We start from the raw sequence: 18,724 nt of genomic DNA, 5'->3' as shown, positions 1-18,724 counted from the left end.
AAGTCCTGGTGCCGAGACACCCATCATACGGCAGTTGCCATACTGCTTTGTTCAAGACACTTCAATACCACGGTAACAGACTTATAAGCAGGTGTTCTGGATTCCGGCGCATGACTGTCCAAATCAAGGAGGTCATTACATTCAGGATAATAGGTTGCCACTGCATTCGCTGCAATATCCATCTCTGTCAGTATTAAAGGTCCTAACGTGCGCTCAGCATTTTGACTGTCTTGGCGCGATACCATGATTTGATCGCCTTTTTGCCAGCCTAAGCGACTGATTTCATCTGGATGCATAAAGAGCACGTCACGACGATCAGTCTGTCGGTAGCGATCTTGGAAGCCAAATATCATGGTATTAAATTGATCATGACTACGGACACTTGTTAGTTGCCAGACATTTTGCTCAGCGGACTGGTTCATATCAAAGGTTTGATTGTTTACTGAATTATTTTGATAATCGGATGTCGTTTGTGCCATTTGCGCGGCAACGTAGGTAATCGGGTATTGCGGTACTTCAAATTGTGCTTTGCCACTCTCGGTATTCCATACCCGATGGCGCGCCGAATGATACAGATGAAAACCACGCTCAGCAGCACGAATACGCTGATTGAAATCCTCAAATCCTTCAATCGCTTGCGCAATATAGTCACGAACCACATCAAAGTCAGCGCTCATTGCTTGCCAAGGGATTGAGGACTCAGTTCCAAGTACATGAGTTGCCATATCTGCAATGATTTGCGCTTCGGATTTTAGCGCGTCGCTGATAGGGTTTATGCGTCCTCTGGTCGCCACAACTTGACACATTGAGTCTTCAATAGTGGCAAACTGCTCACCTTTATCAGTGATGAGGCGCTCGGTACGACCGATGCAAGGCAGGATAAGGTTGTTTTTACCAGGATATAGCATGGTTTCGTTAAGCTTGGTTGCGACAAAGACATTTAACTGAGTAGTAGTCAGAGCCGCTTGAATCGCACTTTTATCTGGCGCGGCAACTGCATAGTTGCCACCCATACTAACAAAGGCTTTGATGTCGCCTTTTATTAGTGCCTTTGCACCGGCGATGACATCAAGCCCATCTTCTTGTGGCATCGGCTGCTTAAAAACGCGCTCAAGACTATCAAGCAAGCTCTGCTTAGGGCGTTCATGAATACCCATGGTACGATCACCCTGCACGTTTGAGTGTCCACGTACAGGCGATGCGCCTGCACCATCGATACCAATCATACCCATCAACAATAGCAAGTTAGTAATCATGGCAACATTATCCTCGCCTTGTACATGCTGAGTGATGCCCATGCCCCATGTACAAATCGTTGCTGGACTCTCAGCAACTAACTTTGCAAGCGTAATAATCTCTGCTTTACTAATGCCACAGCCAAGCTCTACATCCGTCCAAGATTGCTGACGTAACCAAGCATCCAGAGCGTCATAGCCTGAGGTATGCTGCTCAATAAAACCACTGTTTATTTTACCGTTTTTGGTGAGCCATTTAGCCATGCCAGTTAATAAAGCCGCATCGCCACCGATTTGTATTTGGATAACCTCATCGACCATCTCATCACTTTGACCTGCTGCCATATGGGAGGGTTTTTGTGGGTTTCTAAACTTACTTAGACCTTGTTCGCGCATGGGGTTGATAGAGACAATGCGGCAGCCTTGCTTATGGGCATGGGCGAGCATTTCAAGCATACGCGGATGATTGGTCGCCGGATTTTGCCCAAACAATAAAATCAGCTTAGCCTGCTCAAAATCTTCCAATATTACGGTTGCTTTACCGATGCCTAACTGCTTACCAAGCATCACTGACGTTGGCTCATGACACATGTTTGAGCAATCAGGCAAGTTATTAGTGCCAAAACAGCGCACGAATAGTTGAAACATAAAAGCAGGTTCGTTGGTCACCCGTCCTGAGGTATAAAACAGTGCCTCATCTGGCGAATCAAGCTGTTTTAATTGGTCAGCGATAATCTCATAAGCCGCTTGCCAAGAAATCGGCAGATAGCGGTCTTGAGCAGCATCATAATAGAGTGGTTCTGATAAGCGTCCACTGTGTTCAAGCTCATAGCCTGACCAGCCTTGTAACGCTGTGACTGTATTATTAGCAAAAAAAGTTGCGTCTGCTCGTCTGTTCATCGTTTCACTGGCGATGACTTTGATACCGTTTTCACAGACATCTATGGCCTTATTTGACTTGTGATCCGGCCATGCGCAGCCCGGACAATCAAAGCCGTCCTTTGGCTGATTGCTATGTAAGACGCTGATACTGCCGCGCAAAAAAGCCTTGTAATCCATCAAGGTACGCGTAGAGGCAATCAGAGCAGGCCAACCCGCTGCAGGGTGGATATAAACAGGAATTTTGCGCATGATAAACCTTATAGGCGAGTGCTGATAGATAACGGTCATTTTACTAAGAGCAGATGTATAAACGCTTACTATATAATGGCTAGTGGCAAAGTGGTGCTATCATTACTTATCAATAACAAAAACCTCAAAGCAAATCAGGCGTGGCTGATGAGTAGAGGGCTTTGGTATATAAAAAGCGAGCTGATTCAAAAGATATAGTCAATGAAAAGTAATATCGACACATTATGTACTGCTGGTATCAATTTTTCTTGCTTGCTGTGCCTACGCAGACAGAGACTGCAAAAAAAATGTACTCGCAGTACCGTAGCGTTTTTAGGGTATTTTAACTATAGTGACGTTAGATTCTCAATTGGGAATAACGATCAGCTATTATTTTTATAGTAAACCAAAAGCAAAAAACGCCTACGATTAAGTAGGCGTTTTTTATTTATACTCGAAGAAATACGTGTTATCGGTTAGCTTAATATTAAGCTGTCATCATCAACTTTCTCGCCGCGCGTTTGCTCAAACATATCGAGTAGATCATGCACAGTCATGCCTTGACGTTTATCACCAGCCACATCCAATACCACTTGACCTTGATGTAGCATCACGGTACGCGTGCCATGAGCGAGCGCTTGCTGCATCGAGTGCGTGACCATCATGGTGGTAAGCTGATTATCAGTGACAATTTTATCGGTTAGCTCTAACACAAAAGCGGCAGTTTTAGGATCAAGCGCCGCCGTATGCTCATCAAGTAATAGAATCTTAGACGGCTGCAATGATGCCATCAATAGGCTAACCGCTTGGCGCTGACCACCGGATAACAGACCCATGCGGTCAGTCAAACGATTTTCTAAGCCAAGTTTTAAGACCGACAATTTTTCGCGAAATAAGTCACGGTTATTTTGGTTTAGAGCAAAGTTTAAACCACGTTTGCCACCGCGTTTATAAGCAAGCGCCATGTTTTCTTCAATCGTTAACGCTTCACAAGTTCCCGCCATTGGGTCTTGAAATACACGAGCCACCCAATGAGCACGCTGGTGCGCGGTCTTTTTGGTGACATCAATGCCATTTAGTAAAATTGAGCCACTATCGACGCGAGTGGTACCACTGACCGCGTTTAAAAAGGTCGATTTGCCCGCGCCATTGGTACCGATGACAGTGACAAATTCACCATCAGCGATATTTAAATCGATACCACGTAGGGCAGGGTTTTCAATGGGCGTTCCAGGATTAAAGGTCAACCGCAAATCTGTAGCTTGCATCATAATTATTATTCCTTATGGGTGCACATTGACATTAAGCCCGAACTTTACGACTTAAGAATTTATTTTTAGCTTTTGGCAATACCAATGCCAATACCACGAGTAGGGCAGTAATCAAGTTCAAATCTTGCGGACCAAAGCCGATACTACGTAGCGTATCGCTCGATAGTGCCACTTGAATAAACAGCTTGTATAATACCGCACCGACGACCACCGCAAAAGTAATCAGCCAAATGCGTTTAGCTGGAATAATCGTCTCACCGATGATGACCGCTGCCAAACCAATAACGATAGTACCGATACCAATTGAGATATCTGCGCCACCTTGGGTCTGGACAAAAAGCGCGCCAGCTAATGCAATCAAACCGTTAGAGATTGCCATACCGATGATGGTCATCCATGAGGTATTGATGCCTTGCGCTTGTGCCATGCGTAGGTTAGAGCCTGTTGCCCGCATAGATAAACCGGTTTCAGTACTATAAAACCAATTTAAAAATAACATAGCCAGTAGCACGACAATACCAATAATCAGACAGCGCATCCAATAGCCATTGCCATCATGGACCAAGGTACTAAAGACAGTCGTTTCACCCAACAGCGGCAAGTTTGGCGCACCCATAATACGTAGGTTGATAGAATAGAGCGCAACCATCACCAAGATACTGGCAAGGAGCTGTAATATGCCAAGCTTAACGTGCAACCAAGCAGTAACGATACCGGCAATTGAGCCGGCTAGCATACCAAAGGCGCAAGCAAGCCACGGGTTGACACCGGCGATGATAGAGATACCAGCGACCGCACCACCTAATGGAAAACTACCGTCAGCGGTCAAGTCAGGGAAATCGAGGGTACGAAATGAAATAAGGACGCCAAGCGCCACTAGGCCATAAATCAGACCACTTTCAAGTGCACCAAAAAAAGCAATTAAAGACATAAGAGATCAGTAAGTCATAACCAAGTGTTTAGAGAACCATGAGGTTGAGACGATTGGCATATATCAGCATCATCTACAAGCCAAACACTTAGGCGGTGAATTTAACAGATTGTATAATCTGCAGCTAGGGTAAAGCGCAACCGATCACTGTCATAAATGATCATAATCTTTGCTTATTGAAAGCCTTTAAACAACAAGCCCAGCCTACTGAAACATAGCTGGGTTTTGTTTGTACCAATAAATAGCAAGGTAAAGCTAATGTAGACGATAATGACGGCTTGCGCAATCAACATTATTGTCTACCGTTTATTTTATACTGATTATGTAGAAGACAGTTATTCTACCACTTCTTTTGCTTTATCAATAACGGCTTGCGGTAAGGTGATGCCTTGCTCTTTAGCATGTTTTGGGCTGACATATAAGTCAAGAACTTTTGGCGTATATACGGGAATTGTGCCTGCTTTTTCACCATTTAAAATGCGTACGACGATTTTGCCAGTTTCACGACCAAGATCATAGTAGTTGACGCCCAATGCTGCGATAGCACCGCGCTCAACTGAGCTGGTATCCGAAGCAATTAACGGAATCTTACTTTCTTTAGCGGCTTGATATAGTGACTCATAAGCTGAAACCACGTTATTATCCGTTGAGGTATAGATCATATCGACTTTACCTTCTAGGCTACGTGCTGCCATCGCAATATCAGTACTACGCTGGGCAGGGGCTTCATGTACTTTGATGCCAAGTGGCGTCAGTTTTTCTTTTAGATTTTTTAGGATAATCGTTGAGTTAACTTCACCTGGGCTATAAACGTAGCCGACGTTTTTGAGACTAGGAATAATTTGGCGCATCAAGTCGATTTGTGGCTCATAAGGAAGCGCATCAGAACCACCAGTGACGTTGGTGCCAGAACCATCAAGTTTTGAGACCAGTTTGGCTTCAACCGGATCAGTAACTGCTGAAAACACTAACGGGATACTGCTGGTTGCAGCAGCAACTGACTGAGCCGATGGCGTACCAATAGCAATGATAACGTCTGAATTGTCGGCGACGAATTGCTTGGCAATCTGACCAGCAGTAGCAGTATTACCTTGAGCACTTTGGAAGTTAACTTTCAGGTTTTCACCATCTTTGAAGCCGGCATCGTTTAGCTCATCGATTACGCCTTTACGTACGGCATCAAGTGCTGGATGCTCAACGATAGCGGTAATAGCCACCGTTTTCATTTCTGTTGTGGTATCGGTGCCCGCAGTACCATCAGTCGCGGTACCTTCTTTAGCTGGCTGATTACAACCAGTCAAAATAGCGGTACATATACCGCCCCATAAAAGAGCTTTGGCAAAACGATTTTGATACAACATGGGTCTTACTCCTGAAAATAATAATGTGTCCGTACATTATATAAAAGATAGATAGAAGGTCTTACATACTGCGGTTATAAACAGTGTTTGTTATAAATTATAAGCTATTTACTGCGTATTCACTCTTATCTACCAGCAATTATTTGCTGGCAGTTTTTGCTTTCTCATCAACATTAATAGCATTTTTCAACAGCTCATCTGACAATGTAACACCTTGCGTTTTAGCATGTTTAGGGCTGACGTAGAGTGTCAATTCGTTCATGACTTCAGGCTTAACGGTACTGACCACCTCGCCATTTAAAATGCGATAAACCATCTTACCTGTCGTACGACCAAAGTCATAATCATTGACACCAAGTGCTGCTGTGGCGCCGCGTTGGACACTGAATTCATCAGAGGCAACAATAGGAAGTTTTAGCTCATTGGCAGCTTGTGCCATGGCTTCAAATGCTGAGGCAACATTATTGTCAAACGAGGTATAAATAATATCCGCGCGACCCTGTAAGCTACGTGTCGCCATACCGATATCGGTTGGACGGTTGGCTGGAATATCTAGTAATGATAAGCCACGTGCTGGCAGTGCTTTTTTAAGCGCATCACGTAGTGATACCGAGTTGGCTTCACCAGGACTGTATACATAGCCAATGGTTTTGAGGTCAGGCTTGATTTTTTGTAGCAAATCTAGCTGCGGCTCTAATGGCAATTGGCTTGATAATCCGGTCAAATTGCTTTGAAAGGGTTTACCATCTGCAGTGACCAATTTGGCACCCAGTGGGTCTGAGACGGCGGTATATATAATTGGTATGGTCGTGGTTGCAGACACGATAGATTGTGCCGATGGGGTTGAGATAGCAACGATGGCATCAGGATTATCGCCGACGAACTGCTTGGCAATTTGTCCTGCGGTTGCGGTATTGCCTTGCGCACTTTGAAAGTTAACCTTTAGGTTTTGACCTTCGACATAACCGTTATCCGCCAACTCATCAATAATGCCGCGACGCATATCATCCAATGAGGGATGCTCAACGATTTGAGTGATTGCCAATGTTTTGGCAGGTTTTTGAGCAGTAGTGGTACTGTCATCGGTGGTCGTTGTAGTATCTGCAGGTTTAGAGCAGGCTGATAATCCAAGCGCGGCGCTCATCGCAGCACCAAGTAGGCTAAAGCGTAAAGTAGTAGCAAAAATCATTTTATAGTGGCTCGTAGGTTAGAAAGTGCAGGTTACCCGAGTCAATGTTATGTGAATGCTGAGATAACGGGCTAACATCAAAGTAATCAATCCATTGATCATTATGTTCATATTATGACAGTAATGTAACTTATCGCAATAAAAAATTAAAGCGTATTCGTCACCAGTGTTATTAAAGCAAGTATTGACTGTTTTATTTGGCAAAATCATCTTTATTCAGCAAAACGCTGCTTAAAAAACGCACAAACCAGCAATTCAGCGATTACAAACGCACTTTATAATGAACGCAAGCTAATTTCTATACGAAAGTTACAGTGAGTCTGAAATCCATATCATTATTAATCATGCTGACATTAGTGAATGTTCAACAGACTCTACCATCTACTTAATCTTTTTCAAATGAATATTTTAAGGATGACATTATGAACACTACTAATCTTAAGTTATTAACCATCGCTGGCATTACAGCGATCTCATTGATTTCCTTACCTGCTATGGCAAAAGAGGGTCACGGTAATAATCATGGCAAGGGCAAATCTGCGTATGTCGGTAAAGATAAGCATGAACAAGTACAGCTTAAGCAGCATCAGTTAGAAAAATATAAATTTAAAAATGGTTATAGCAGCAATGCCCAGCCTAACATTAATGCTTATCATCATGCTAACTCTAACGCCTCATTCAAGCGTGATCTCGATCAATACGGTTACAGAGTAGTCGGCAACATTGATAGAGATATTTATGATCGTTCGGTAATTTTAGACCGTTATGATGACCGCTATGTTCGTATTCGCACGCCAGAAAATAAAATTGTGACGGTCGTTAATGATACGTTGCAGATCATTGATATTTTGACCAGATAAACAGCAAGCTTACTTTCTATTCTTTTTAACATAAAAAACGGTCTATTTAGACCGTTTTTTGTTTTGTTCTTTTATTATTACTTGATTAATTTAACGTTTTTAAGCCAGTGAATCACCGATAACGGCTTCATCAGGTAAGGTAATTACCACCAGACCTGTTTTCGGGTCGCCTGACGACAATACCATGCCTTCTGATATGCCAAATTTCATCTTACGCGGTGCCAAATTGGTCACGCAAATAACCTTTTTACCTTGTAATTGCTCAGGCTCATAGAATTTGCGAATACCACTAAAGACGTTGCGAGGTTGTGCTTCACCAACATCTAGTGTGAACTGAAGCAGTTTGTCCGCGCCTTCGACATGGTTGCAAGCGATAACATGAGCGACTTTCATCTCGACTTTGGCAAAGTCCTCGATACCGATATAGTCTGCTTGTTCGGTACTGCTTGGCATTGCTGCAGGCGAGGTATTTTTTGCTGCTGCTTTGTCGTCTTGGCTAGCGGTAGGCGCACCTGCTTGTGTCAATGACGCTTTAGAATCTTCAACCATCGCTGCAATATCTTTTTCTTCAATACGCTGCATCAGTGGCTTAAACTTATTAATTTGATGACCAAGCAACCACTCATTACGGCTGGCAAAACTTAAATCATCAATGTTCAAGAATTCTTTAGCATTGGCAGTCAGCTCAGGTAATACAGGCGCTAGATACACCATCAATTGACGGAAGATATTGATTGCCACGGAGCAGACGTCTTGAACTTCTTGCTCTGCGCCTTCAACCTTGGCAAGTGCCCACGGTTTTTTGTCATCGATGTATTCATTGGCTTTATCAGCACACTGCATAATCAGGCGCATGGCACGAGAAAATTCACGGTTTTCATAAGCCGCAGCAATCTCATCGCCCGTCTTGGTGATGTCTTCTAATAGGCTTGGCTCAGCACAGACGTTGGTCAGCATACCATCGTATTTTTTGACCAAAAACCCAGCGCTGCGACTGGCGATATTGACTACTTTACCAACGAGATCAGAGTTGACCTTTTGCATAAAGTCTTCTAAATCAAGGTTAATGTCTTCGACTTTGTCAGATAACTTACTCGCAAAGTAATAACGCAAGTACTCAGGATGCAAATGCTCAGCATAAGTGTCGGCTTTAATAAAGGTGCCACGCGACTTACTCATTTTTTCGCCATTGACCATCAAGAAGCCATGAGCAAAGACGCCGGTTGGTGTACGGAGTTCACTACCAGCAAGCATGGCAGGCCAAAATAGCGCATGGAAGTAAACAATATCTTTACCGATGAAGTGATACACTTCGGTTTTATGCTCGTTTTCTTGCGCCCAATAATGGTCAAAGTCTAGAGCCTCTTCTGTACCTGCACGTTTATCACACAAGTTCTGAAAGCTTGCCATATAGCCAACAGGCGCATCTAGCCATACATAGAAGTATTTATCTGGCTCATCGCTTGGCGTGTCTGGAATTTGAAAGCCAAAGTAAGGCGCATCACGCGAGATATCCCAACTGGTCAAGCCGGCATCGAACCACTCTTGTAGCTTATTGGCAACTGAGGTTTGCAAGCGATTATCACTGCGCGTCCAATCCTTTAAAAATTGCTCAAACTCTGGTAAATCAAAGAAATAATGCTTTGAAGTCTTTAGAATAGGCGTCGCATTTGATAACGTAGAGTACGGATTTTTAAGTTCTGTCGCATCATAAGTCGTACCACAAACTTCACAATTATCACCATATTGGTCGGTAGCGGCGCACTCAGGGCAGGTACCTTTAACAAAACGATCGGCTAAAAACAGCTGTTTTTCAGGGTCAAATAGCTGCTCCACATCACGAGTAGAGATATGACCTGCATCTCTAAGGCGGCGATAAATCAGCTCAGAAAATTCTCGATTTTCTTCTGAATGTGTTGAATGATAGTTGTCAAAATTAATCAAGAATTTAGCAAAATCGGCTTCATGAGCAGCTTGCACATTGGCAATTTGCTGTTCTGGTGTTACGCCATTGTCTTCGGCTTTGAGCATGATAGCAGTACCATGAGCATCATCCGCACAGACATAAGTCACCTTATGGCCTTGCGCCTTCATCGATCGTACCCAAATATCAGTTTGGATATACTCTACAAGATGCCCCAAGTGAATGTCTCCATTGGCGTAGGGCAGGGCACTGGTTACTAAAATCTCACGCACTTTCATCACCTATATTCTTATATAAACGGGTTGGTTATCAATAGAAATTGAAAAAGTGTGCCTATGATACCGTAATTCGGCTAAATTTGTGATATTGCTTACGAATTAATATGGTAATAAGCGCTATAGTTGATTCACTTTTAGAAGAGTGCAGCGCTACTGGTATTAATTATTCGTAGACTCTGTCTGCGTAGGCACAGCAAGCAAGAAAAGTTCATACCAGTAGTACGTTATAATAAGTGTAATGTATTTATTGATATTTATGATAAAAGTCCAACATAGTAAATCCTTATAAAGCGCTCATAAAAACCCCGCTAAGCAAAAGCTTAGCGGGGTTTTTGTAGTCAATTTAAAGCAGTAAAACTGCCCCTTTTTTAGATTGAGTTCATTACTGATTCAACCCAATTAAAATGAACCAAACATCGTGCCCAAGGTAATGACAACGACGACAGCAATCAGTGGAATAATCATGGTGACCATTGCTAAGTTTAAGTAGGACTGTTTATGTGTCAGACCACAAATGGCCAACAAGGTAATGACCGCACCACTGTGTGGTAAGGTATCCAAACCGCCTGCTGCCATTACCGCCACTCGGTGCATTAGCTCTGGATCAATACCGGCTGCGACTGCCATTCTTAGATAGTCTTCACCCAAGGTTGATAGTGCGATACTCAAACCACCAGATGATGAGCCAGTAATACCAGCCAGCGTGGTCATAGCGACTGCTTCTGAGATGAGTGGATTGTCTGGCGTTAGATTCAAGATACTATCACGAATGAGAAGAAAGCCTGCTAATGACGCGATAACGGCACCATAACCTACTTCCGACGCAGTGTTAAAGATCGGTAACATCGAGTCATAAGTACCGCGGTTGATGGTTTTTTGTAGGTTGGTCCAATGACCGAGACGCATGACGATTAGCACGATACAAGCTACAACCAATGAAAGGATGATCGACCATAGCCCAAGTGAACCTGCGATATTCAAATCTGGGAACTGAGTCTGTAGGCCACTAAAATCCATCGATGGGAAGATAAAGTAAGTTAGTAAAGCGTTCAAACTGATGACCAGTATCAGAGGAATCATCGCAACGGTGAATGAGGTATGATGGGTACTAAGCAAGTTGGTCTCTGCTGCGCCTCCACCAACACCGCCTACATCGCTCTCATCGTGCTGACCATACCCTTCACCAACGGCATTCGCTTTTCTGGCACGCGATTGCAACCACAACCAACCACAGACAAACATGATCGTACCGCCAATAAGACCTAAAATAGGTGCGGCAAATACGTTGGTATTATAGTAAGGAATCGGAATAGCATTCTGAATGGCAGGCGTGCCAGGTAATGCTGTCATAGTAAAGGTAAACGAACCTAGGGCAATCGCTGCTGGAATCAAGCGCTTAGGAATATCAGCAGCTTTAAACAAGTCTTTGGCGATTGGATAAATAGCAAATGCCACGACAAACAGTGACACACCGCCATAGGTCAAAATACCGCAAACTAAAATAACTGCCAAAATCGCTTTACTAGCACCAAGCTTTTCGACCACCGTTTTGGCAATCGCTGTTGCCGCTCCAGAATCTGCCATCAAACGCCCAAAGAGTGCGCCCAGTAAGAAGATAGGAAAGAATTTGAGTAGGAAGCCACTCAATGCGCCCATAAAGACATCAGTATAAGCAGGAATACTGCTTAAAAAATCACCTGAAAGTAGTACGGCTAAAGCAGCCATAATTGGCGCTAAAATCAGTACGGAATAACCGCGATAAGCAAAGAACATCAAAAGTAATAAAGTAATAATAATAGCAAGTGTGCTAAACATGATCGCCCTCCTTGGCTAAGTTAAGCCTGAGAGTATGCAGGGCATAGGGAAATAGGTCAATAAAATTAAACGTGACGGGCGATTTAACGTATTTTATCAAACATTATTTTAGACAATTAGGATGGTGACCTCACCTATATTGCTCAAGCTGCGCTGCCTTGTACGCGCTTTATATTATTGTCTAGTCGCTGCTAGAATAATATGTTAAGTTATTACAGCTGTACGCTATATTTTATAGTGATATAAATTGTATTGCTTTAAATATAAAACTGATTGGTAGTCTAGTGTTTGCTTGAATAAGCAAAACCTATAATGAATCAATGTAAATAATAAAAATGAGACGTGCAAGGAGATAAGCATGAGTCAATCAAAGGTGTATGACAGCGCAGAAGCGGCGTTGAGTGGTGTTGTGCGTGACGGACAAACGCTGGCGATCGGTGGTTTTGGTCTATGCGGTATTCCTGAAGCGTTAATCGAAGCATTGCGGGATAGTGGTGTTGAAGATTTGACGTGCATCAGTAACAATGCTGGTGTCGATGACTTTGGCTTGGGATTGTTATTACAGACGCGCCAAATTAAAAAAATGATCTCATCTTATGTGGGTGAAAATAAAGAGTTTGAGCGCCAGTACTTGGCAGGCGAGTTGGAAGTTGAGCTGACTCCGCAAGGTACATTGGCAGAAAAACTGCGTTCAGGTGGTGCAGGTATTCCGGCATTTTATACCGCAACCGGCGTTGGTACCTTAGTTGCTGAAGGTAAAGAAACCCGCGAATTTGACGGTCGTACTTATGTGCTTGAGCATTCATTACGCGCTGATGTGTCTCTAATCAAAGCGCAGAAAGCCGATAAAGCAGGCAACTTAATTTTTAATAAAACGGCGCGTAATTTTAATCCAGACTGTGCGATGGCGGGCAAGATTACCATTGTTGAAGTTGAAGAAATTGTAGAAACTGGTACCTTAAACCCTGATGAGATTCATCTGCCGGGTATTTTTGTGCAGCGTATCGTATTGAATAGCAGCCCTGAAAAGCGTATCGAAAAGACGACAACTAAAGTGGTCGAAGGCGCTTAGTCATTGCGATTACAGCATAATTAATAAATTATTAAATTTATAGTAATAGAATATCGTAAAAATTAAGGAAGCTATCATGGCATGGACAAGAGAGCAGATGGCACAGCGTGCCGCACAAGAGTTACAAGACGGTTATTATGTTAACTTAGGCATCGGTCTACCGACACTCGTTGCCAACTATATCCCTAAAGACGTCGATGTCTGGCTACAGTCAGAAAACGGCTTATTAGGTATTGGCGAGTTTCCTACTGCAGAAAACGTCGATGCAGATTTGATTAATGCAGGTAAACAAACGGTCACTGCCGAATCAGGTGCGAGTTATTTTAGTAGCTCGGAGTCGTTTGCGATGATTCGTGGCGGTCATGTCAACCTTGCAATATTGGGCGCGATGGAAGTCTCAGAGCAAGGCGATTTGGCAAACTGGATGATTCCCAAAAAAATGGTCAAAGGCATGGGCGGCGCGATGGATTTGGTCGCAGGCGTACAGCGTGTGATTGTGCTCATGGAGCAAGTTAATAAACACGGCGAGCCAAAAATCCTTGCCAATTGCGAGTTGCCACTGACAGGGAAAGGCGTTGTTGATCGTATTATCACAGAGCTTGCCGTACTTGATGTGACTGATAATGGCCTAAAATTGGTTGAGCTTGCAGATGGTGTTAGCTTCGATGAGCTACAAGAAAAAACACCAGTGAGCATTGCTCAATAGCTTTGATAAACCACTCAATAGTTCAAATACTGATTAGTAAATTGTTTAATAGCCACTATATTTTAGTGGCTTATTTATAGGCTTCATTCATTACTACTCATCACTACACACCATCACCTATTATTAAGGATAATATATGGCGACCCAATTACAACAAGATTTGACGGGCAAAGTAGCATTGGTCACAGGCGCTGCCAGCGGTATCGGACGTGATATCGCCGAAACTTATGCTAAGGCAGGCGCTGCGGTCGGTATTGCTGATATTAATATTGAAGCTGCTCAGCAAACCGTCGATGCTGTTGAAGCCGCAGGCGGGCGTGCCGTTGCAATTGCGATGGATGTAACGTCTGAAACTGCTGTTAATAACGGTGTTCAGAAACTGGTCGATACCTTTGGCGGTATTGATATTCTGGTATCTAACGCCGGTATCCAAATCATTGACCCTATCCATAAAATGGCGTTTGAGGATTGGAAAAAAATGCTTGCCATCCACTTAGATGGGGCATTTTTGACCACCAAAGCTGCCGTACAGCATATGTATAAAGACGATAAAGGTGGCACAGTGATTTATATGGGTTCTGTGCATTCACATGAAGCCTCATTATTTAAAGCGCCTTATGTCACAGCCAAACACGGTTTGCTAGGTCTATGTCGCGTATTGGCAAAAGAGGGCGCTGCCCATAATGTACGCTCGCATGTTATATGCCCAGGGTTTGTCAAAACGCCTTTAGTCGAAAAACAAATCCCTCAGCAAGCGGCTGAAAAAGGCATCAGCGAAGAGTCAGTAGTGAACGATATTATGCTCGTTAATACGGTTGATAAAGAATTTACTACGGTTGATGATATTGCTCAACTGGCTTTATTTTTGGCTGCATTTCCAAGCAATGTCTTTACCGGACAATCGATTGTCGCAAGCCACGGCTGGTTTATGAATTGAGAACTTGTTTAGTCAGTCAGCTTAATTGCTATGAGCTTGCTAAAAAAGACCAATCGACTAGGATTTAGCTTTATATTGACCAGAGCCAATGATGTTGGCTCTTTTTTATGAGCACTCGTTGGGCTATCTTGGGCGCAGGGATAAAATGATGAATAATAAGACATATCAGTAAAGTTAAGCGATACTATTGAAAGATAGGATTTTAAGCGCGCGATTAATGCGGTGTAGACGTTACGTCCTAGTGATATTGCCAATATCACAGCGCTGATTAAGCCCGAAATTGCTTGGTAATTATTACAGCAGTTGCCCAATCGCTCGACGATATTCGCGTATCTAGATACCGATATTCAGGGGGCGCTTGCTTCGGTATTCCTTTGTGCTGTGTTCGCGGTGATTCCATAGTGTCACTGGTACTGGTATTGGTAATGAGTATGATGTCTGTGGTGATGATAAGCTGCGAGCTTGCCTTTTGTATTAAACAAACTCATCCTTGTCTCGTGTCATAAAGTAATTCATCTATGTTATTTGATATCAATGATACCGTAGGCTCAAAGCTGTACGCAAAATGCTGTCTTACTGGCATCATGGTTTTTTTATGCTTGCAATTGAGCTACACTGACACGATAAAAGGTTTGGCTAAAAAGCTTATGGCTTCTATCGTTAATTATTCTCGTTATAGTATTAATAATACTTTTTAGCATACCAACCCACTTGTATAGGCAGTCACGGTCGCTATGTTTAATTTTATGAAGAAAAAACCCACCGCACAAAAGGAAACTCCAGAGCAGAAAGCTGCGCTTGATAGCGCTGTTGATAAAGTATTGCTGGGTTATCATGTTGGGGATAGCAGTATTGCTACGATGGTCACTGGGCTTGAGCGTAATGGTGGTGAGCTGACATTAGAGCTGCGTCTGCCACATGAAAGCGATCCTGAGGCCATTCAGCAAGCGCTTGGGCAGTTATTACAGCCGCATGGTATTCAAAGCATTCATATGAATGTTCGGATACCAGCGCCGATGAAAGGTGAAGGCTCAAGTTTGCCAAAAGCAATGCCAAAAACCACCAATGCGATGGATAGTCATAGTAAACCTGTTGCCAAGAGCGATGATAGTACGGTAAATGCTGAACCACCTATCACTAAGCAAGCTCCTACCCAAGCGTCGTTGTCCGCTCATCCGCGTATTCGTCATATCATTGTCGTTGCCTCTGGTAAGGGCGGCGTGGGAAAATCAACCACTACTGTCAATATCGCTTTGGCATTACAAAAGCTCGGCAACCGCGTTGGTGTATTAGATGCTGATATTTATGGACCCAGTATGCCAGCGATGCTAGGTGTGAATAGTATCAGACCTGAGCTTGAAAATGAGCAGTTTGTGCCAATCAATGCGCATGGACTAGCGATGTTATCGATTGGCAGCTTGCTTGATGGTGATAATACGCCTATCGCATGGCGCGGTCCAAAAGCGACCGGCGCGTTGATGCAGCTATATAATCAAACCAATTGGCCACAGTTAGATTACTTAGTCATTGATATGCCACCAGGCACCGGTGATATTCAGCTCACCCTTGCTCAGCGTATTCCGGTGACGGGCGCTGTCATTGTGACGACGCCGCAGCATATTGCGTTACTTGATGCGCAAAAAGGCATTGAGATGTTTAATAAAACCAATATTCCTGTGCTTGGCGTGGTTGAAAATATGGCGCTGCACACTTGTAGTAACTGCAATCATACTGAAGCTATCTTTGGTACAGGCGGCGGCGAAAAGATCGCTGAGCAATATCAAGTGCCGCTATTAGGACAGCTTCCACTGGCAAGCGCTATCCGTGCACAGGTAGATAAAGGTGAGCCAAGCGTATTAGTCGATGATGAGTTTGCGTCTTACTATCTGAGTATTGCCAAAAATATTGAAACCAATATTAATAAGTTTGCCAAACCGGTTAATGATAAGCGTATTTTTTAATGGTTATAGTTTCCTACTAGGAATCACAGCGTTTTATTTTTAATGGGCTATTGTTTGCTATTATAGTGAAGTATTAGTTAGCAATAGCCATTACATAACAAACTGCTTAACTCTTGGTATAAATTTGGCTAGGATGCCGCCATTATGATTCAAAACAATCATCAACCTTTTTCTGATATCGCTAATGAATTGAAACCAGCGGTGCTCGACCAACTAATCCAAAAAGGTCAGCCTCATTCTGGTATTTTTGCCCAAATCAAAGACATCAACTATTTAGATTATCACAGCCACCTTATCTCACAGAAACCTCTGCCCAATTGGCGTAAAGATTTAAAAGCCAACCAATTCTGCTTTATTCAAATCATTCAACCACCTTATCGAGTCTGCTTGGCACTGGCGACTATTAAGCTTGCGACCAGTGCTTTTGTTTATCTTTATAATGATGAAACAAACGAGATAGAGGTGTGTGAAGCCTTGCAGCCTTTGACGCTTGATACGCGTTTAAAGGGTAGTTGCTATCAAGGGCAGATGGCATTTAGACATAAAAAGCTGACATTGACGTTAGATTTTACCCCGTCACAGGTCAACGTTGTGTTAGACAGTCAGTATTTGGCGATTGAAGCAACGTTACAGCGGCAGTCGCAGGCATTGGCGGTCTGCACACCGACTGGCAGGCGTGGCTGGACTTTTACGCAAAAAGAGCCGCTTACCAAAATCGTAGGTCACTTAGCTATTAAGTCCAATTCAACGTTTAATAATGGACAACAAGCTCAGCAAATATCATTCAATGATGACACTATTGCCAATTTAGATTGGACACTTGGATATATGCGTCATGAGACCAATTGGTTTTGGACTTGTATCAATAGCTATTTGCCAGATGGTCGTCATTTCACATTGAACTTATCGATGGGTGTTAATGAAACGGGCGCTAGTGAAAATGCGTGCTGGGTAGATGGGCAGATATGTTATTTACCGCCTGTTATGTTTCTTCGTGATGCTCTAAATTTGCCACCCAATCAGCAAGACACTGTTACTAATAGGTTAGATGACACACCGCAGCCTTGGCACATCTATCATCAAAACCTTGGCTGGAGCAATGTTGATATTGATTTAACCTTTACCCCTATGACGGTTTATAAGAAGACCGATAACTTTGGTATCGTTGCCAGTATTTTTGAGCAATGGCTTGGTTTTTATAATGGTGAGATTCGAATCAAACAAGAGGTGATTAAGCTTGATAATGTGATGGGACTGGCAGAAGATCATTATGCAAAATGGTAGACGATTATCATTTTGACTAGAGATTTATTTTAAACGTAGCCAAGCCTATAAATTGAGCGCTCAATTCCGTATAATCGTCGCTATCAAAATACCATTCATATTATAAGTTTTATTTTATATCTGCTAAGGAATAACAATGTCTATCAAGTCTGACCGCTGGATTCGTAAAATGGCTCAAGAACATGGCATGATTGAGCCGTTTGAAGCCGGTCAAGTACGTTTTAATAATGCTGGTGAGCGTTTGGTCAGTTATGGTACCTCAAGCTATGGTTATGATGTACGCTGCGCGCCTGAATTTAAGGTTTTCACCAACGTACATTCAGTAATTGTAGACCCTAAAAACTTTGACGAAAAAAGCTTTATTGATGTCATTGGTGACGAGTGTATTATTCCGCCTAATTCTTTTGCATTGGCTCGTACGATGGAATATTTCCGTATTCCACGCGATGTATTGACTATTTGCCTTGGTAAATCAACCTATGCCCGCTGCGGTATCATTGTCAATGTCACACCACTTGAGCCTGAGTGGGAAGGGCATGTGACTTTAGAGTTTAGTAATACCACCAATCTTCCTGCGCGTATCTATGCTGGCGAAGGCGTTGCGCAAATGCTATTTTTCCAAAGTGATGCTGATGATGTCTGTGAGACGAGTTATAAAGATCGTGGTGGTAAATACCAAGGACAGCGCGGTGTTACCTTACCAAGAACCTAATCGTTTAAGGTCATCATCACTTTTGGGCTGACAATAAAAAAAGCTGAACATATTTAATATGCTCAGCTTTTTTATGCG

14 protein-coding genes are annotated in these 18,724 nt (G+C 43.1%); 7 read left to right on the top strand and 7 right to left on the bottom strand.

From position 1 onward, the window contains the following. Window positions 1–23: 23 nt before the first annotated feature. From FQ083_RS08575 to FQ083_RS08555, 5 genes are all read right to left on the bottom strand, one after another. A complete protein-coding gene (locus FQ083_RS08575; protein ID WP_149409556.1) occupies window positions 24–2,366 on the bottom strand; it encodes an FdhF/YdeP family oxidoreductase in 2,343 nt (780 codons plus the stop codon). A gap of 455 nt (window positions 2,367–2,821) precedes the next feature. After that, complete coding sequence (locus tag FQ083_RS08570) at window positions 2,822–3,616, bottom strand: ABC transporter ATP-binding protein (protein ID WP_011513927.1); 795 nt, start codon at window positions 3,614–3,616, stop codon at window positions 2,822–2,824. A gap of 31 nt (window positions 3,617–3,647) precedes the next feature. After that, on the bottom strand, window positions 3,648–4,547 hold the full coding sequence (locus FQ083_RS08565) for an ABC transporter permease (RefSeq protein WP_133104493.1): 900 nt from the start codon (window positions 4,545–4,547) through the stop codon (window positions 3,648–3,650). A 335-nt stretch (window positions 4,548–4,882) separates the two neighbouring features. After that, entirely contained in the window at window positions 4,883–5,908 is a 1,026-nt protein-coding gene (locus FQ083_RS08560) for an ABC transporter substrate-binding protein (RefSeq protein WP_149409555.1), read from the bottom strand. A 139-nt stretch (window positions 5,909–6,047) separates the two neighbouring features. Next, window positions 6,048–7,097 (bottom strand): ABC transporter substrate-binding protein, encoded by a 1,050-nt coding sequence (locus tag FQ083_RS08555; RefSeq protein WP_149409554.1) that lies wholly within the window; start codon window positions 7,095–7,097, stop codon window positions 6,048–6,050. Window positions 7,098–7,519: 422 nt separating this feature from the next. Here FQ083_RS08555 and FQ083_RS08550 point away from each other — a divergent pair, with 422 nt between their 5' ends. After that, entirely contained in the window at window positions 7,520–7,957 is a 438-nt protein-coding gene (locus tag FQ083_RS08550) for a hypothetical protein (RefSeq protein ID WP_011513923.1), read from the top strand. A 99-nt stretch (window positions 7,958–8,056) separates the two neighbouring features. Here the strand turns inward: FQ083_RS08550 and metG are convergent, their stop codons facing one another. Together metG and FQ083_RS08540 are read right to left on the bottom strand one after the other, a co-directional pair. Next, a complete protein-coding gene (metG, locus tag FQ083_RS08545; protein WP_149409674.1) occupies window positions 8,057–10,159 on the bottom strand; it encodes a methionine--tRNA ligase in 2,103 nt (700 codons plus the stop codon). 399 nt (window positions 10,160–10,558) lie between these two features. Then, window positions 10,559–11,974 (bottom strand): GntP family permease, encoded by a 1,416-nt coding sequence (locus FQ083_RS08540; RefSeq protein WP_149409553.1) that lies wholly within the window; start codon window positions 11,972–11,974, stop codon window positions 10,559–10,561. 358 nt (window positions 11,975–12,332) lie between these two features. Between FQ083_RS08540 and FQ083_RS08535 the strand changes: the two genes are divergently transcribed. The 6 genes from FQ083_RS08535 to dcd all read left to right on the top strand — a co-directional run bounded on the left by FQ083_RS08535 (window position 12,333) and on the right by dcd (window position 18,646). Further along, a complete protein-coding gene (locus tag FQ083_RS08535) occupies window positions 12,333–13,046 on the top strand; it encodes a CoA transferase subunit A (protein ID WP_133104498.1) in 714 nt (237 codons plus the stop codon). 76 nt (window positions 13,047–13,122) lie between these two features. Further along, window positions 13,123–13,752: a CoA transferase subunit B gene (locus tag FQ083_RS08530; RefSeq protein ID WP_011513919.1), complete on the top strand. Its 630-nt coding sequence runs from the start codon at window positions 13,123–13,125 to the stop codon at window positions 13,750–13,752. Window positions 13,753–13,888: 136 nt separating this feature from the next. Then, window positions 13,889–14,689 carry a 3-hydroxybutyrate dehydrogenase gene (locus tag FQ083_RS08525; RefSeq protein WP_149409552.1) on the top strand — a complete coding sequence of 267 codons (801 nt, stop codon included), beginning with the start codon at window positions 13,889–13,891 and terminating at the stop codon, window positions 14,687–14,689. 734 nt (window positions 14,690–15,423) lie between these two features. Continuing rightward, window positions 15,424–16,650: an iron-sulfur cluster carrier protein ApbC gene (gene apbC, locus FQ083_RS08520; protein WP_149409551.1), complete on the top strand. Its 1,227-nt coding sequence runs from the start codon at window positions 15,424–15,426 to the stop codon at window positions 16,648–16,650. A gap of 144 nt (window positions 16,651–16,794) precedes the next feature. Beyond that, window positions 16,795–17,934 (top strand): DUF2804 domain-containing protein, encoded by a 1,140-nt coding sequence (locus FQ083_RS08515; protein ID WP_149409550.1) that lies wholly within the window; start codon window positions 16,795–16,797, stop codon window positions 17,932–17,934. Window positions 17,935–18,070: 136 nt separating this feature from the next. Continuing rightward, the gene (dcd, locus tag FQ083_RS08510; protein ID WP_149409549.1) at window positions 18,071–18,646 is read left to right on the top strand and encodes a dCTP deaminase; all 576 of its coding nucleotides are present in this window, start codon (window positions 18,071–18,073) and stop codon (window positions 18,644–18,646) included. The last annotated feature ends 78 nt before the right edge of the window (window positions 18,647–18,724 follow it).

The organism is Psychrobacter sp. ANT_H59 (genome assembly GCF_008369225.1).
Taxonomy (GTDB): Bacteria; Pseudomonadota; Gammaproteobacteria; order Pseudomonadales; family Moraxellaceae; genus Psychrobacter; species Psychrobacter cryohalolentis.
Note: the sequence above shows the minus strand (reverse complement) of the source record. Positions and strands in the feature narration are given on the sequence as shown.